14 protein-coding genes and 1 tRNA gene are annotated in these 17293 nt (G+C 40.1%); 6 read left to right on the forward strand and 9 right to left on the reverse strand.

The annotated features are described in order from the left end of the window. Positions 1–42 precede the first annotated feature (42 nt). Positions 43–1053, reverse strand: coding sequence for a phosphoserine phosphatase SerB (gene serB, locus CMT41_RS04405; protein WP_057179975.1), 1011 nt, complete (start codon positions 1051–1053; stop codon positions 43–45). 109 nt (positions 1054–1162) lie between these two features. On the opposite strand from serB, the gene CMT41_RS04410 reads away from it, so the two are divergent. Beyond that, a complete protein-coding gene (locus CMT41_RS04410; protein ID WP_058026464.1) occupies positions 1163–1876 on the forward strand; it encodes a hypothetical protein in 714 nt (237 codons plus the stop codon). Positions 1877–1953: 77 nt separating this feature from the next. Here CMT41_RS04410 and CMT41_RS04415 read toward each other — a convergent pair whose 3' ends face one another. The 8 genes from CMT41_RS04415 to aceK form a co-directional block, all read right to left on the reverse strand. Continuing rightward, on the reverse strand, positions 1954–2850 hold the full coding sequence (locus CMT41_RS04415; protein WP_232300015.1) for a TatD family hydrolase: 897 nt from the start codon (positions 2848–2850) through the stop codon (positions 1954–1956). Positions 2851–3051: 201 nt separating this feature from the next. Beyond that, entirely contained in the window at positions 3052–4836 is a 1785-nt protein-coding gene (gene argS, locus CMT41_RS04420) for an arginine--tRNA ligase (protein WP_058026466.1), read from the reverse strand. A 375-nt stretch (positions 4837–5211) separates the two neighbouring features. Further along, the gene (gene prfC, locus CMT41_RS04425; RefSeq protein WP_058026467.1) at positions 5212–6792 is read right to left on the reverse strand and encodes a peptide chain release factor 3; all 1581 of its coding nucleotides are present in this window, start codon (positions 6790–6792) and stop codon (positions 5212–5214) included. 657 nt (positions 6793–7449) lie between these two features. Next, positions 7450–7719 carry a hypothetical protein gene (locus CMT41_RS04430; protein WP_058026468.1) on the reverse strand — a complete coding sequence of 90 codons (270 nt, stop codon included), beginning with the start codon at positions 7717–7719 and terminating at the stop codon, positions 7450–7452. Between the two features lie 175 nt (positions 7720–7894). Further along, a complete protein-coding gene (gene rimI, locus CMT41_RS04435) occupies positions 7895–8395 on the reverse strand; it encodes a ribosomal protein S18-alanine N-acetyltransferase (protein ID WP_058026469.1) in 501 nt (166 codons plus the stop codon). Next, positions 8392–8769: a DNA polymerase III subunit psi gene (locus tag CMT41_RS04440; protein ID WP_057179981.1), complete on the reverse strand. Its 378-nt coding sequence runs from the start codon at positions 8767–8769 to the stop codon at positions 8392–8394. The genes rimI and CMT41_RS04440 overlap by 4 nt, the downstream gene beginning before the upstream one ends. A gap of 212 nt (positions 8770–8981) precedes the next feature. Next, positions 8982–9058, reverse strand: a tRNA-Trp gene (locus CMT41_RS04445). 151 nt (positions 9059–9209) lie between these two features. Continuing rightward, the gene (gene aceK / locus CMT41_RS04450; protein WP_057179982.1) at positions 9210–10976 is read right to left on the reverse strand and encodes a bifunctional isocitrate dehydrogenase kinase/phosphatase; all 1767 of its coding nucleotides are present in this window, start codon (positions 10974–10976) and stop codon (positions 9210–9212) included. 263 nt (positions 10977–11239) lie between these two features. Between aceK and queA the strand changes: the two genes are divergently transcribed. The 5 genes from queA (at position 11240) to secF (ending at position 17122) form a co-directional block, all read left to right on the forward strand. After that, on the forward strand, positions 11240–12328 hold the full coding sequence (gene queA, locus CMT41_RS04455; protein WP_057179983.1) for a tRNA preQ1(34) S-adenosylmethionine ribosyltransferase-isomerase QueA: 1089 nt from the start codon (positions 11240–11242) through the stop codon (positions 12326–12328). A 102-nt stretch (positions 12329–12430) separates the two neighbouring features. After that, positions 12431–13564, forward strand: a complete 1134-nt coding sequence (gene tgt / locus CMT41_RS04460; RefSeq protein WP_057180337.1) for a tRNA guanosine(34) transglycosylase Tgt — start codon at positions 12431–12433, stop codon at positions 13562–13564. Positions 13565–13786: 222 nt separating this feature from the next. Next, complete coding sequence (gene yajC, locus CMT41_RS04465) at positions 13787–14125, forward strand: preprotein translocase subunit YajC (RefSeq protein ID WP_057179984.1); 339 nt, start codon at positions 13787–13789, stop codon at positions 14123–14125. A gap of 183 nt (positions 14126–14308) precedes the next feature. Beyond that, entirely contained in the window at positions 14309–16156 is a 1848-nt protein-coding gene (secD, locus tag CMT41_RS04470) for a protein translocase subunit SecD (RefSeq protein ID WP_057179985.1), read from the forward strand. A gap of 18 nt (positions 16157–16174) precedes the next feature. Then, entirely contained in the window at positions 16175–17122 is a 948-nt protein-coding gene (gene secF, locus CMT41_RS04475; RefSeq protein ID WP_058026470.1) for a protein translocase subunit SecF, read from the forward strand. The last annotated feature ends 171 nt before the right edge of the window (positions 17123–17293 follow it).

Genomic DNA, 17293 nt, shown 5'->3' on the forward strand with positions numbered 1-17293 from the left:
TAGCAATCAGTGCTGGGGCTTTTTGCTTATCGGCTTAACTCGTTAGGCTAACCAATGTAATAAGCAGTCTAAACCTTGTACGTTAATGCTACTGTCAGCTTGTGCTAAGACAATCGGTTTGGCATGAAAGGCAACACCAAAACTGGCTGCTGCCATCATCACTAAGTCATTAGCGCCGTCGCCCATGGCAACTGTTTGGCTTTTTGGAATGTTATATTCTTTGCTCAATATAGCCAGAGAGTCGGCTTTAACTTGTGCATCCACCACATCACCTAATACCTTACCGGTGAGTTTGCCATCTATAATTTCTAACGTATTGGCAAACGCTGCATCTAAATTCAAGGTTTCTTTTAGGTGGTCAGCAAAATAAGTAAAGCCACCGGAAGCAATCGCTATACGCCAGTTGTGCTTTTTAAGCTCGGTAATCAAAGGCTTTAATCCTGCCATTAATGGCAGGTCTTTGGCGACATCACTTAATATGCTTATCGGAGCGCCAGCTAATGTCGCCACTCGTTGATGTAAACTTTGTGCAAAGTCCAATTCACCTAACATAGCGCGCTCAGTTACTGCTGCTACTTCTTCACCGACACCGGCTAGTTTGGCTATTTCATCAATGCATTCTATTGCTATGGTGGTTGAGTCCATATCCATGACGAGTAGACCCGGTTCACTTAAGCTAGGTACTTGGCTTAATAAGGCTGCCTCAATTTTATTGGCTAAGGTAAAGTCAGCCAGCGCTTTACGTGCTTTGATAAAGTCGGCGCAACGTACTTGAAAACGACAGCTGGTTTGATTATTACGGTGATTGATGGTGGTTAAGGCGATGATTTTAAGCTTCACTTGGCTTTGTATTGCTAAAAGTTGCGCCAGAGTCAGTTGTTGAAATACCACCAACTCGATCTTATCTTGCGCTGAGCTTGTGCCTAGCGGGTGTTTATCAAGGTTAAGTGCTTGCTCGGATAAGTCAAAGGCAATGGGTAATTGCTTATCTGCTAGCTTGTGGGCTAAATACTGTGCAAGGGACAGGGGTAAAACATTGGCGATAAAAGACACGTTAACTCTCTAGGGTATTGGTATATGTTATAAATATTAAACTTCACATCAGTTAATAATCTAACTATAGTGAGACTATTAATGCGCTAAAATAGTCACCTGTGTTTTTATGAAGCAAGCCGAACAGCCTTTATACCCTAAATTATCGTCGATTTATAATAAAATTCTGCAATTAGCTAGTGCTATTTTGCTTATCATAGTGCTGATCAGTATCTTACAAGCTAGCGGGGTCAAAAATAGTAATAATTTAACTAAGCATTTTAACTTTATAGCTAAGCAGCAATTACAACAAGCCATTGTTGGCGTCACTGTGATACTTGAGCAAGAGCATAAAGATAAACACCAACAAAAAGCCTTATTACAACGCTACCTTGATGGTTTGGTACAGGTTAATTTTGTTAATCAAATACACTTATATGATGCCACTGGCCGGCTATTCGTCTTTAGCACATCGTTGGAAAACGATAAGCAGGCTAATGACCTTGCTCGCCCTAAAGCCAAAAGTATTAACGATCTATATGGCATTTCACCCCAGCAAAGTAACCTAAGCGCTAAGTTAACGCCTATTGTTGCAGAAGTTCGTCATAGCGATTTTGCCAGTGATAAGCTGCATGGCTATCTACGTTTTACTATCGAGCCAATTTATTTAACTGCGATATTAGCAAAAGCGGATAAAGAGCAGCAGTCATTACAGCGATTAATGCTGTTAGTGGCAGGTGTGGTCGGTTTTCTGCTGACTCGTGGCTTAAACCGCTTTAGCAGACGCGGTTATCGTTTGTCTGCTAGCAGGTCAAAATCTAAAAGCGCGGTATCAAAAGAATGATCGGTTAAGCGTTAATAATTACTAGCTTAAGCTCAGACCTTAAAAAAAGGTTTTAATAAAGACTTCAACTAAGGGCGCTAGTCAAAGAAAATCCGTTCAATATTAACTTCCAGTTGACTGGCAATTTCTTCAGCACTCTCTACACGTATTGTGCTTAACACGGCAAAAATCTTGCTTAAATTGACTGGGGAGTTTGCCGGGGCGTTAGCTGGCGAATGTGCAGAAACCCTATGTTTTTCTTGTCTAGCTAGTTCGCTATTCGTCAGTATTTCTTTACCCGTCACATCAGCAGCCATTACCTCAGAGCTTAAGGGCATAGATGGCGCATCGGTTTCTAATACTAAACAGTCTAAGGGCAGGCGTTTGAGGGTATTGATGGTTTTTTTCGCCCGAGAATAGGTGATGGTACTACCAACACCAAGTTTAAAGCCCAAATCTAGGTAGCCCTTAGCTTGTTGGTAACTGCCAGTAAAACCATGAATGATACCGGCTCGGTTTAGCTGGTAGCGTTTTAAAAAAGGCATTATTTTATCGTGCGATTGTCGGTGATGAACAATTACCGGTAAGTTTTGCTGTTTGGCGAGATTAAGTTGAAAATCAAAAAAATGTTGCTGTTTTGCTAATTCGGCTGCGGGATCATCACTGCGTTTAATAATAGCGCCATCAAGACCAATTTCACCAATGGCAATAATATCATTTTTCGCCTGGGTTACTTTTTCACTTAACAGTTCAAGATGAGTATCGTTTAACCCTAGTAAAAACCACGGATGAATACCTAAACACGGGTAAATTTTAATGGGCTTATTATGGTGGTATTGAGCTAGGTTAAGTACTTTATCAAAGTTATCGGGGGCAATGGCGGGCACGATAATGCGCTTAATAGCCAATGTAGCGCATTGCGCTAATAAAGCGGGCAGTTGCTCACTAAAAACAGAGTCGTCAAGGTGACAATGACTATCGGTAAACTGCATCATTGCCTCCTTAATTGTTGCTTATCTACTCGTACTTTAGTTTGTAGCGGATTCAACGGCTGTGTGGCAACAGTATTATAAAGGGCTGCTGAGTGTGAATAAGTGTGCTTCATAAGCATGGATGCTTATGTCGAGCCCCAAGGATGGGTTAATGCGTCTCACTTATTTACTCAGCAATACTTTATTGCCACAGCATTAGAACTGCTACATGCGATCCATCACTTCGATGCCTAATATATCTAACCCTTGTTTTAAGGTATCTGCAATAACTTTACATAAGGCTAAACGTGACACTTTAACTTCGTCGCTAATACCTTCTTTAAGGATAGGGCAGGCTTCATAAAAACTCATGTAAAGACTGGCTAATTCGTAAAGGTAGTTACATAACAAGTTAGGTGTACATTCACTAATAACGGCATCAATGACATCTTCAAGTTGCAATAACTTTAATGCTAAGGCTTTTTCTTGCGGCTCAATGATATTGATAACCGTATTACCAAGTAAGGCAGTGACTATTTGAGCTTCTTTAGCCTCTGGTTTAGAGAATATGCTTTGAATACGTGAGTAAGCATATTGTAAATAAGGCGCGGTAGCCCCTTCAAAGCTCAACATGGTTTTCCAGTTGAAAATATAATCACTGGTACGGTTTTTCGATAAATCGGCAAACTTAACCGCGCCAATTCCTACTTTGTTAGAGATTTCAGCTAAATCAGCATCGCTAATTTCTGGATTTTTCTCCTTGATTAAATCACTAGCACGAAGCACTGCTTCATCAAGTAATTCAGCTAACTTGATAGTACCGCCAGTGCGGGTTTTAAATGGCTTGCCATCATCGCCCATCATCATACCAAACGGACAATGCTGATAACTGACATTTTCAGGTAAGAAGCCAGCTTTACGAGCAACAATTTCCACTTGTTTAAAGTGCAATGCTTGGCGAGCATCAGTGAAAATAATGATGCGATCAGCCGCTAGCTTGTCACTACGGTAGCGACATGCAGATAAATCGGTAGTGGCATATAAGAAACCACCACCGGATTTTTGTACGATAAATACCGACGGCTCGCCATCTTTACTGGCCATTTCATCAATGAATACGACTTTAGCGCCTTGACTCTCTTCGGCAATTTCTTTCGCCATGAGTTCATCAACTACCCTTGATAAATCGTCGTTATAAGCACTTTCGCCCATAATGTCTGAGCGCTGTAATGAAACATTTAACTTAGCGTAGATTTCTTCACTGTGAGCAATGGAGATATCAATAAATTGTTGCCATAATTTGGCACAATGCGCATCGCCACTTTGTAGTTTAACGACATCAGCACGCGCTCTATCGGCAAAACCTTCTTCGTTGTCAAAGCGAACTTTTGCTTCACGGTAAAAGTTTTCTAAATCGCTAAGGGCCGTTTCAGCCACTTCCTCGCTGGCAAGTTTATCGCTTAAGTGCGCGATTAACATACCAAATTGTGTACCCCAATCACCCATGTGATTTTGACGAATAACCTTGTCACCACGAAATTCTAGGGCGCGTACTACCGCATCACCAATAATGGTTGAGCGCAAGTGACCCACGTGCATTTCTTTGGCAAGGTTTGGTGCGCTGTAATCTACCACGACAGTTTGCTGTTTATCATCGACATTAACACCACGTTGTCTTACGCCGAGGTGAGTATCTTGAGCAACCATATTTAGTTGTGTTGCTAACCATTTTTCATCGAGGTGAATATTGATAAAGCCTGGGCCGGCTAATTCAATTTTGCTAGCGATACCGTCTAGGTTCTTACTTGAGGTAAGGTGCGCAACAACCTTAGTGGCTAATTCGCGCGGATTAGTTTTTAGTTTTTTTGCTGCGCCCATCACACCATTGGCTTGATAGTCACCAAAATTTGGACGGTTAGATAAGCTAACCGCCGGGTTAGTGCCTTCAGGTAATCCCGCAGCAACCATAGCAGCACTAACTTTTTCACTTAATATATTCTTAATATTCATTTCGTTATCTCATTCTCTTTGCTGTTTGGCTCTGCAGCGTTTCCGAGTAACTGAAGTAAGCAAGCGATACGCGTAAACCCGTCCATGGGGCTTAACACAAGCATCCATGCTTGTGAAAATCGCTTTTATTACCTTCAGTAACTTTGCAATAAATTTGAAGCTGCAAAGCAGCCTTAACACAGAGTTTACTTTAATTTATGGTGGTGAGTTGCATTTTAGCAAGCATCAAAAATAATATTATACTTATTATATTTGGCAAAGTGGTTTGCTTATTTTACCAGGCGCTTGGTCATTTTTATAAAGGAGCTTAGTACACTAAGTGACTGCATAAAAATGATTAAGCAACGCCGTAAAATGACAAACTAGGAAGCCAAACTAGTGTTCACGGGTCGAATGGAATTGTATATCGGGATGACGCTCTTGCGCTAAGGACAAATTAACCATAGTTGGTGCGATATAGGTTAAGTTATTACCACCATCATAGGCTAGGTTATCACCGGCTTTCTTTTTAAATTGCTCTAAAATACGCTCATCATCACAAGTACACCAGCGTGCGGTAGCAACATTAATTGGTTCGTATATAGCATCAACCTTGTATTCGGTCTTCAATCGGTGCACAACCACCTCAAACTGTAAGACCCCAACCGCGCCAACAATCATGTCATTGTTAATAAAAGGTCTAAATACTTGTACCGCACCTTCTTCAGATAACTGTATCAAGCCTTTTTGTAGCTGCTTGGCTTTAAGTGGGTCACGCAGACGAATACGGCGGAACATTTCCGGGGCAAAGTTAGGAATACCGCCAAATTTCATCATTTCACCCGTGGTAAAAGTATCACCAATTTGGATACTGCCATGGTTGTGTAAACCGATAATATCGCCGGCATAAGCTTCATCAATGTGTGAACGATCACCGGCCATAAAGGTTACCGCATCGGCAATTTTGACATCTTTATTAATACGCACTTGTTTCATTTTCATGCCTTTTTCATACTTACCTGAGCAAATACGCATGAAAGCAATACGGTCTCTATGTTTGGGATCCATATTGGCTTGTATTTTAAAAATAAAACCAGAGAATTTTTCTTCTTCCGGGGCTACCGTGCGTAAATCTGTTTTGCGAGGTAAGGGCTTAGGTGCCCATTTAATCAGACCATCAAGCATGTGATCCACACCAAAGTTACCGAGTGCGGTGCCGAAAAATACCGGTGTTAACTCACCCTTGAGAAACTCCTCTAAATCAAATGCATGGGAGGCGCCAAGGACTAACTCCATTTCTTCACGAAAATCTTCAGCAAACGGACCAATAGCTTCATCAAGCGCCGGATTATCAAGGCCTTTAATGACGCGCTTTTCTTGAATCATGTGGCCTAGACCTGATTGATATAAAAATATTTCATCGGTTAATAAGTGATAAACACCTTTGAATTCTTTACCCATACCTATTGGCCAAGTTATCGGGGCACATTTTATTTTTAAAACTTCTTCAACTTCATCCATGACTTCAATAGGATCACGGACATCACGATCCATTTTGTTCATAAAAGTAATGATAGGAGTATCGCGCAGACGAGTAACTTCCATTAATTTCACGGTACGTGCTTCAACACCTTTGGCCACATCAATGACCATTAAACAAGAATCAACGGCGGTCAATGTACGGTAGGTATCTTCTGAAAAATCTTCATGACCTGGGGTATCAAGTAAGTTTACTAAACAGTCTTTGTAAGGAAATTGCATTACCGAGGTAGTAATTGAGATACCACGCTCTTTTTCCATTTCCATCCAGTCAGATTTTGCGTGTTGACCTGATTTTTTACCTTTTACCGTGCCGGCTCTTTGCAAGGCTTGACCAAACAAAAGTACCTTTTCGGTGATGGTGGTTTTACCCGCATCGGGGTGAGAAATGATAGCAAAGGTGCGACGTAAGTCGACTTGCTGTTGCTGTACAGACATGCAAATTACCTGTTAAGTAAATAGTAGAGAAGCACCTTTAGCACTTGGTTTAGTACAGGGCTTTTCATAATGATAAGAAAATTGCACGCATTGTATCATTAAAATAGAGCTGATCTGAAAAAAGCATAGTTATTAGCACTAACTTTTTATATTGATTGTGGCAGTGGTAGCGTGGTGGGGCAGAAGCTAGCTAATAGCTCAGCAGGTGTTGAGCTATTAGCTCGTTTAACGCTTAGTTTCTAGCTTTGATCTAGCTGATTTTGGGCTTAAAGGTATACGGGCACTTTCTGGGGGATATAGCTAAAGTCAGAGTAGCTAAGATTACCCCATCGGGATTAACATCTTGAATATTGCAGACAATAATAGTTGGCAAAAAAGGATTTGAAATTTAACCGTATTTGTACTTGATATACTTAACCTGAACTCTGGATAATGAGTGCTTGATGGTTAAGTAAAAACAACGACTTACGGTTGTTAAGAACAAAATATACAAGATTAAGTAGTAATATACACTATCAATGTTTCAATTTATTCGATTATCAAGGCAACACGTTTATGAATAACGGGTTATTTATCGACGTGTTAACGCTGAGAATCGGATAAAGGGGAATATTGAGCAAGTGCTGCTTATCCAGAGTTCAGGTTACTTACACCGCATTAATTAAATAGACTTGCAATGAATTGAGTTTCATCCACTTCTAATAACGGAGAGTGTACTTTTGAGGTGCTTTCAAGGCTAACTTGCTCAGTCTGTCGGCTCACCTGCTCAGTCTGTCGGCTCACCTGGCTCAGTAATAATGCAAAGGCCTGCTCTTGGTTCAGTCCGGTTAATTTGCTAATGTTATTTAATGCCTCATTTACCATAAGGTTGGCAACATCTTCATTTGATAACTGGCTATCTGTGGCAGGATTTATTTTAGTAAACATGTTGCTCTCCCTATTAAGAGTTAGGCAAGGTAGCTAAGAAAGTTGTTAGCTATCTTAGCTAAAAGAGCGGGATTAACTAGCTAGTTTACGTATTGAAATGTGGTATTTTGTTAATGTTTTGGCTAAGTTGTTATTTAACCCTAGAGCGGTTACTTGTTCGATCAAGAACTATACATTAGCAAGTGAGTGACATCACGATAGCATCTTCATAACCAAAGCCTGAACTGCTAGGGTAGTAACCGGTGCGGCGGTTAATTTCGATAAAACCGGCATTCATATAGAGCATTTGTGCCGCGATGTTTTTTGCCCGTACTTCTAAGAATATTTTTGTTGCACCGAGTTTTTTTGCTTGCGCTAAAAATTGCTTAAGTAAGACTTTACCATAGCCTTTACCTTGCTCACTTGGCATGACACAAATATCCATAAGCGTGGCTTCGCCAATAACATATTCACCGATATAAAAACCAATGGCCGTTGCAACTTGTGGCGATTTTTCTTCTCCCGGTATTACAGGACTAAGTTTTTCACCAAAGTAACGGCCACCGATACAGCTTAAAAAGGTTTTTTCGCTCCACGGATGTGAGTGGCAAGCAAGCTCTATCAACATTAACTTATCGACATCGGCGGGCTTTATTTCAGTAAAATTATTGCTGTTTAGCTTTGAGGAATGACTCATTGTGTTTGTCTACCTAGTATTTGCCACAGTTGCTTTTTAAGCGTAGGCGACTTTGAAATTTCAGCGATAGCAGGGGTGATTAACTGCTGCTCAAACCAGTGCATTTCATCGGGTAATGATTCCGAGGTGAAATACCAGTTAAAGAGTCCTAAATCTAAGTGGTCATCTTGATGTTTGATTTCACCGATACTCAGCCCCGCAGCTAGCAAAATATCATTAAATAATTGCTGCTTAGCTAAATCTTTTAAATCAATATCAAGATAGTTTTGTACATGAGTCTGAGCGGTATCATTCTTATTATCACGCGAGCGGCTCTGCCATAGGCTAATACCCATTTCAGTTAGTTGCTCAAATTGATCTTGATTAATGCTCATCTGTGATGGCTCATTAGCGGTTAGATTTAAGGTTGAATATAATGACAGAATTTCTCGCTAACGAAAAGCAGATATATTAATGCTTGAGCGAATGTCTTTAGTAGTGGTTTCTTTGCTGTTTATCAGATATTTTATTGCTAATAACTCGATAAATTATTAGCTATTTTATTCGGGCATAGACGGGAACTATTTAGCTCAAACAGAAGATAAAATGGCAGGGGTGGAGAGACTCGAACTCCCAACCATCGGTTTTGGAGACCGCTGTTCTACCAATTGGAACTACACCCCTGCAACGGATTCGAATTATACTGATGCGTGCTAAAAGGTAAAGCACAAATGCTAACTTTTTTATTAAATAGCGATTGTTTGCCTGATTTATCAACAAACTGGCAGTAAAGTAGCCAGTTCATCTACCTTTTTACTTTGTGCTAAGTTAACGCTTATTTATTAAGTGATAAGTTTTGGTGACAAAATCGGTATTTATCGGGATAAGGGAAGACATCTTTATAAATACCATTGGCAACATCTTGCTGACACTGCTGCCAATAAGCCGGCGTTAATAAATCTTGATGATGTATCTTAAAGGCGGTTAAATAACTCGGGTTAGCCAGTGCAAAAGTGGCAAGCTCTTCTGGGAACATATCCCCAGGTAAAACACTGTACCATGGCTCTGCTGCGTAGAGTTGTTCTTCGGTAATGGCTTTAGGTTTTACCCGAAAGTTGACTTCATTCATATACGTTATTTCATCATAATCATAAAAGATCACTCGGCCATGGCGAGTTACGCCAAAGTTTTTCAGTAACATGTCTCCTGGAAATATATCAGCTGAGATCAGCTGCTTAATGGCCTGACCATAACCAAACATGGCTTGATTGATTTTTTCCTGGGCTTTATTTTTCAACGCATCCATTAGATATATATTAAGTGGCACCATGCGGCGCTCTATATAAAGATGTTCAATAATAATTAGTGCTTCTTTTCCTTCGCCTTCATAACGAATAATAGACGATGCGACTTTTTGTAATTCAGCTAACAGTTCATCGTTAAAACGTGCTTTGGGAAAGGCGACTTCTGAATATTCCATGGTATCAGCCATGCGACCCACTCTATCGTGCAGTTTAACTAAGCGATATTTACCCTTTACATCATTTTTAGTTATGTTTTTACTGGGAGAAAATTTATCTTTGATAATTTTAAAGACGTAAGGATAAGAGGGTAGGGTAAATACCGACATCACCATGCCCTTTATGCCGGCGGCTAATTCAAATTGATCGTCACTGCTATCGAGGTGATTGAGGAAATCTCGATAAAACTGGGTCTTGCCATGTTTATGAAAACCGATAGCGGAATATAAATCTGCTTTGGTTTTATGGGGCATAAGCCCTTGTAAGAAATTAACCAGAGCATAGGGGTGTAGGCAATCGACAAAAAAGTAAGCACGGGCAAAACCAAAAACTACCGCCATACTTTTGCTGGTGGTCAGTAAAGCATCTAAATATAAGCCGCCTTTCTCGTTGTTAAGTACCGCGACAATAAAGGGCGTTTCTCCAGCGGGGGACAATACTCGACCAATTAAGTAAGCACCTTTATTACGGTAAAAAGTAAAGTTAAGTATATCAAACTGTAAGTCGGCTAATTTAACGCGAGTTTTATGGGCATGGCGGCGAAAGGCATTAATAAGTATGTCGACATCACGGTCGAGGTTATCAAAGGGAATCACCGTTCGGTGACTATTCATAATGTCACAAATTGTTTGTTTTAAGCCAAGAGTTTGTGGTTGATAAGAGGTGTAAATTTCAGGAATGGCTTTATCATCAAGTCGGTGCGCAGTACTTTCGACAAAAATATAATTATTGTGATAATACTTACGCTCAAATAAGTGACAAAATACTGAATTATAGAAGGTTTCCGCTAGCTCTGGCTGGTTATGTTCAGTTAATAAATCAGAGTAGACGACTTTAACCTGTTGCCATAAAGTGTTATCAAGAGAGCTAATTTTTAAATCTGCCTTAATACAATTGAAGGTTTCCTTTACCCGTTCATCATAAAAGTTGGTCCTCGCTCTGGCCGAACGATGTACATCATGCCATTGGCATTGTTGAAACCGCTCTCTGGCTGATTGAGTAATTTCAATGAAAAGAGCAATATGGCGTTCAAAGCCGTTAATGATGGTGTTGGCTATAGTAAAAGCGAGTTCATCTCTCATAGGGCAATTAGCTCTTTAGTCAGTTTTAAGTATGTGTTAAGTCAATATTGGCTGATTTACCAACATACACTAAAACCCTTAGTGTTGAGATTATTTTCATAAATAGTGGCTATCACGGGCAATAATGTCATTAAAGATAACTTTGCTGACTGTGCTTTGCTGTTAAGGTTTACGCTAAAGAGCTAAAAATACGAATTAACTTGCTATCAAGGGCACGCAGCTCTAAAATTACGCCTTTTTTAAGCCGAAAAATAGCCAATATCATGCGTGTTTCAGACTTTTCTTTCAAATTACCCCAAGCCCTTATTGCTCGTTATCCAAAAGCCGAGCGCAGTGCTAGCCGTTTAATGTCCTTAAATGGTAATACTGGTGTGATAACTGATGGCGTTTTTACCGATATTGTTGCGCAATTAAATCCAGGTGATTTGCTGGTTTTTAATAACACTCGAGTGATCCCTGCTCGAATGTTCGGTCAAAAAGCCAGTGGTGGTAAAATTGAGGTCTTGGTTGAGCGTATTATCGATGACAATACCGCGCTTGCTCACATTCGCGCCAGTAAATCACCTAAAGTTGGCAGTGAAATTTACTTAGGTAATGGCGAGGGGCAAGGTAAAGTGAAAGCCACCATGGTGGCCCGTCATGGTGCTCTTTTCGAGCTAAAATTTACCGGTGAGCAATCGGTGTTAGCTATTTTAGATGACATAGGTCATATGCCACTGCCGCCCTATATTGACCGCCCCGATGAAGACAGTGATAAAGAACGTTACCAAACGGTATATAATGAAAAACCAGGGGCGGTGGCAGCACCAACGGCTGGTTTACATTTCGATAATGCCTTATTAGATAAAATTAAAGCCAAGGGTGTTGAGCTGGCATTTATTACCTTGCATGTCGGCGCAGGTACTTTTCAACCGGTTAAGGTGGACGAGATTGCCGATCATATTATGCACGCTGAATATGTGGAAGTGTCAGATGAAGTGGTTGCGCAAATAACAAAAACTAAAGCGGCTGGCGGTAGAGTTGTCGCTGTTGGTACCACCTCGGTACGCTCCCTCGAAAGTGCCGCTAAAGCTGCACAAGATAAAGGTGAAGCCCTAAGCGCTTTTTATGGCGATACTGATATTTTTATAACTCCAGGTTATCAATTCCAACTTATAGATGCTTTAGTAACCAACTTTCATTTATCAGAGTCAACTTTATTGATGCTGGTCAGTGCCTTTTCTGGTTATGAGCATATAATGCCAGCTTATCAACATGCTATAGATAAAGAATACCGTTTTTTTAGTTATGGCGATGCGATGTTCTTGACCAAACAAGAGTTAACGAAAAAGAGCAAAGCAAGAGCTAAGTAATCGTTAGTTAAGCAAAAATATTATTTTAAAAGCAAGCACCGCCAGCCTGTTCAGCTAGTAGGTGAGAGAGAAAACTTTATGACTAAAACTGTAAAAAATAAAATGACCTATGAGTTAATTACCACCGATGGTAAAGCACGTCGTGGTCGATTAACCTTTGATCGTGGTGTAGTGGAAACGCCCGCATTTATGCCGGTAGGGACTTATGGTACGGTTAAAGGTATGAAGCCAGAGGACGTTGCCGCGACCGGCGCTGATATAATTTTAGGTAATACCTTTCATTTGATGTTGCGCCCAGGTACTGACATTATTGAACAACATGGTGGCTTACATGGTTTTATGAATTGGCATAAGCCAATCTTAACGGATTCAGGTGGTTTCCAAGTTTTTAGTTTAGGAAAAACCCGCAAAATCACTGAAGAAGGTGTTCGTTTTAGCTCGCCGGTTAATGGTGAAAAAATTATGCTGACTCCTGAGCGTTCAATAGAAGTGCAGCGTAGCTTAAACTCTGATATTGTCATGATCTTTGATGAGTGCACGCCATATCCAGCAAGTCACAAAGAATCAAAAGACTCCATGGAGTTATCACTTCGTTGGGCGCAACGTTCAAAAGATGCGCATGGCGATAGTCCTAATGCACTGTTTGGTATAGTGCAAGGCGGTATGTTTGAAGACTTACGAGAAGTATCTGTTGCTGGTTTACAAGCCATTGACTTTGATGGTTATGCCATAGGCGGTTTATCGGTAGGTGAACCTAAAGAAGATATGATTCGTATATTAGATCATACTACACCCTTGATACCTAAAAATAAGCCCCGATATCTGATGGGAGTAGGCAAGCCAGAAGACTTAGTTGAAGGTGTTCGTCGTGGTATTGACATGTTTGACTGTGTTATGCCAACACGTAATGCCCGCAATGGTCATTTATTTGTCAATACGGGCGTTATTAAGATTCGTAATGCCGCTCATAAAACAGATACTGGCCCCCTTGATGATACCTGTGATTGTTATACCTGTAAAAACTACTCACGTGCCTACTTGCATCACTTAGATAAGTGTAAAGAAATTTTAGGCTCGCAGTTAAATACCCTGCATAACCTACATTTTTATCAAAAAGTAATGCAAGGTTTGCGTGATGCGATTGAGCAAGGTAGATTAGACGCCTTTGTTGAAGAGTTTTATGCTTTACGTGGTTTACCTGTACCACCATTAGCGACAGGTAGTAAGCAAGTTTAGCTTTAAGCCTTAACTAAAAAACAAGTTTAAGTAGTAAATAATTATCAACGTTTAATAAATCTAGTGGCTTAGTATTTTGCAGCTATTGGCTTCAATTGAAAGGAAAACGTACGGAGCTGACGTTAGTCAGTGAGTACCTTTGACGCCTCAATTGAGCGAAAGAGCAAAAAAATATAAAGTCACTAATCAATTAAGAATTAAAATAAGAAGTAAGAGGAATTTATGAGTTTATTTATCAGTACAGCACACGCCGCAGACGCATCCGCATTAACCAGTGGCGGTGGTATGGAAATGATGATTATGCTAGCCGTTTTTGGTTTGGTATTCTTTTTCATGATCTACCGTCCACAAGCTAAACGGGTAAAAGAGCATAAAGGTTTGATGTCTTCATTAGCGAAAGGCGATGAAGTGTTAACACAAGGTGGTATTGTTGGCAAAATCGTTAAAGTATCAGATGAAAAAGACTTTGTCGTTGTTAGCATTAGCGAAGGTACTGAAGTGACATTACAAAAAAGTGCTATCAACGCAGTACTTCCAAAAGGCACAATGAAAAATTTATAATCATTTTACCCTTGTTAATTGGCATTAGTTCGGCATCAAAAGTACTCATTGACGTGCGTCAACTCCGTGCATTTTCTTTGAATTAAAGCCAATTAACTTAGTTAACAGTAATTATGAACATATCCCAATAATTATTTTTTGATAAAAATAGTGAAAGAAATAAACGAATAAAAAGGACTCATTGTGTTAAATAAATACCCTTTATGGAAAACACTGATGGTGGTAGTTATTGTCGCTTTAGGTGCGCTCTATGCCACACCAAACTTATATGGTGAATCACCTGCGGTGCAAGTGTCAGGTTTACGTGGTGTCGAAGCTGATGCCGGCACACTTGATAATATCAAGGCATATTTAGACGAAAATAACCTAGATTTTGACAGTGTCGTTTTAGAAAATGGTCAAATATTAGCGCGCTTTACAAATACTGAAGATCAGTTGAAAGCCCGTGATATATTGGATGATAAATTAGGTAATAAGTTTTCAGTTGCCTTAAATTTAACGCCTAATACACCAGATTGGCTAGCAGCTATTGGCGGTACGCCAATGAAATTAGGTTTAGATTTAAGTGGTGGTGTTAGCTTCTTGATGGAAGTAAACATGCAAGAAGCCATTAATAAAGCTAAAAGCGCTATGGTGAGTGATTTTCGTGATGATTTACGCAGTGAAAAAATTCGCTATCGCAGCGTAAAAGAAGCCAATAATGGCGTCGTTGTTATCTTTCGTAAAGTTGCCGATCTAGAAGCCGCAGAGACACTACTGAAAAAACGTTACCGTGATTTACTGGTAAAAACGAATGATGATAAGTTAACGCTTAGCGCGAAAATGACCGAGCAAAAGCTGAAAGAAATTCGTGAATACGCTATTCAACAAAACATTACTATTATTCGTAACCGTGTTAACGAACTCGGTGTTGCCGAGCCGCTTGTTCAGCGACAAGGTAAAAAGCATATTGTTATTGAATTACCGGGTGTACAAGATACCGCTAAAGCAAAAGAAATTCTTAATGCAACAGCAACTATCGAGTTTCGCTTAGTCGATACCGAAGGTGATTTAGCTAATGCCTTAAAAGGTCGTATACCGGCAAACTCTATTTTATTAAGAGATAGAGACGGTCGCCCGAGCTTATTGAAAAAACGCGTGATGTTAACGGGTGATCATATTACCGATGCTAAATCAGGTTTTGACGAGTACTCACGTCCACAAGTTAATATTTCACTGGATAGTGCTGGTGGTGCAAAAATGTCCAATGGCACTAAAAGTAATATTGGTAAACCAATGGCGACGGTATTTATTGAGTATAAACCTACGGGTAAACGTGACGCCGAAGGCAATATTATTTTTGAAAAAGTACAAGAAATAATCTCTATTGCTACAATCCAATCTCGATTAGGTAAATCCTTCCGTATTACTGGCTCAGGCAGTCCTGCTGAAGCACATAACCTAGCGTTATTATTACGAGCGGGTGCTTTGATTGCACCAATTACCATAGTTGAAGAACGTACTGTTGGTCCTACCTTAGGCGCTGAAAACGTGCGACTTGGCTTTGAAGCTATTATGCTGGGTTTTGGCTTAGTATTTATCTTTATGATGGTTTACTATCGTGCCTTTGGTGTGGTGGCTAACCTTGCTTTAGGGGCAAACTTAATCCTGATAGTGGGTATTATGTCATTGATGCCAGGTGCAACGTTAACATTACCCGGTATGGCAGGTATTGTCTTAACCGTTGGTATGGCGGTGGATGCTAACGTACTTATTTTTGAGCGGATTCGAGAAGAAATACGTGAAGGTAAGACCATTCAGCAAGCTATTCATCAAGGTTATGATGCCGCATTTTCTACTATTATCGATGCCAATGTCACCACCTTAATCGCAGCAGTAATTTTATATGCGATTGGCACAGGACCTGTTAAAGGTTTCGCCATCACCTTGTCTATCGGTATTATCACTTCAATGTTTACTTCTGTTATTGGTACTCGCGCAGTCGTTAATGCTATTTGGGGCGGTAAACGCCTTGATAAATTACCTATATAGAGACAGGAACGATAAATTATGCAAATTTTACACTTAAAAGAAACTGTCAAATTTATGAGCTATCGCAAGATAGCCCTAGTATTTAGCGCCTTAATGATGATCGCTTCAGTGTTCTCGTTAGCAACAAACAAGTTAAACTTTGGTTTAGACTTTACTGGCGGCACCCTTATTGAAGTTGGTTTTGAACAACCAGCTGATTTAAAGATAATACGCCAAGTAATGGCTGAGAATGGTTTTGCAGATGCCAAAGTACAATTTTACGGCAGCAGTCGTGACGTAGTTATTCGCTTAGGTTTACGTGGTGATGTTAAAGCTGAGATGTTAGGTAATGAAATACTTAGCGTTTTACAAAAGGCTACGGGGCAAACTGTCGATATGCGCCGTATTGAATTTGTTGGTGCTAGTGTTGGTGATGAGTTAGCGGAGCAGGGCGGTTTAGCCATGTTAACGGCGCTTATCTGTATACTCATGTATGTAGCCTTCCGTTTTGAATGGCGCTTTGCTGTTGGCTCAGTGGTGGCGTTATTCCACGATGTATTATTAACACTGGGTTTGTTTTCTATTTTACAACTAGAGTTTGACCTTACGGTATTGGCGGCGATATTAGCGGTTATTGGTTATTCACTGAACGATACTATTGTGGTTTCGGATCGTATTCGTGAAAACTTTAGGAAAATACGCAATAGTGATCCGGAAGACGTGATTAATATCTCTTTAACACAAACCTTGAGTCGTACCATTATTACTTCGTTTACCACGTTAATAGTATTGGCGGCTTTATTCTTTAGAGGTGGAGAGCTAATTCACGGTTTTGCCACCGCATTATTGTTTGGTGTTTTTGTTGGTACTTACTCTTCAATTTATGTCGCTAGTTTAGTCGCCTTAGCTTTAGGGGTTTCACGAGAAGATTTAATTCAAGAAGTGATTGAAAAAGAAGGTGCAGATCAAGACGCTATGATGCCTTAACAATTATTGTTATTGAGCCATAAAAAAAGCCGAGTAACGAAAGTTACTCGGCTTTTTTGTTTCACATGCTTTATTTTTCTATAAAACGACAATGTTACCAAACTCGCGCCGCGGTTCAAGTCGCTTTAAATTACTTTAATTTAACCCTGAAAGTTCAACAAGTCCTAGCAA

It is taken from the genome of Colwellia sp. MT41 (assembly GCF_001444365.1).
In the GTDB taxonomy this organism is placed as follows: domain Bacteria; phylum Pseudomonadota; class Gammaproteobacteria; order Enterobacterales; family Alteromonadaceae; genus Colwellia; species Colwellia marinimaniae.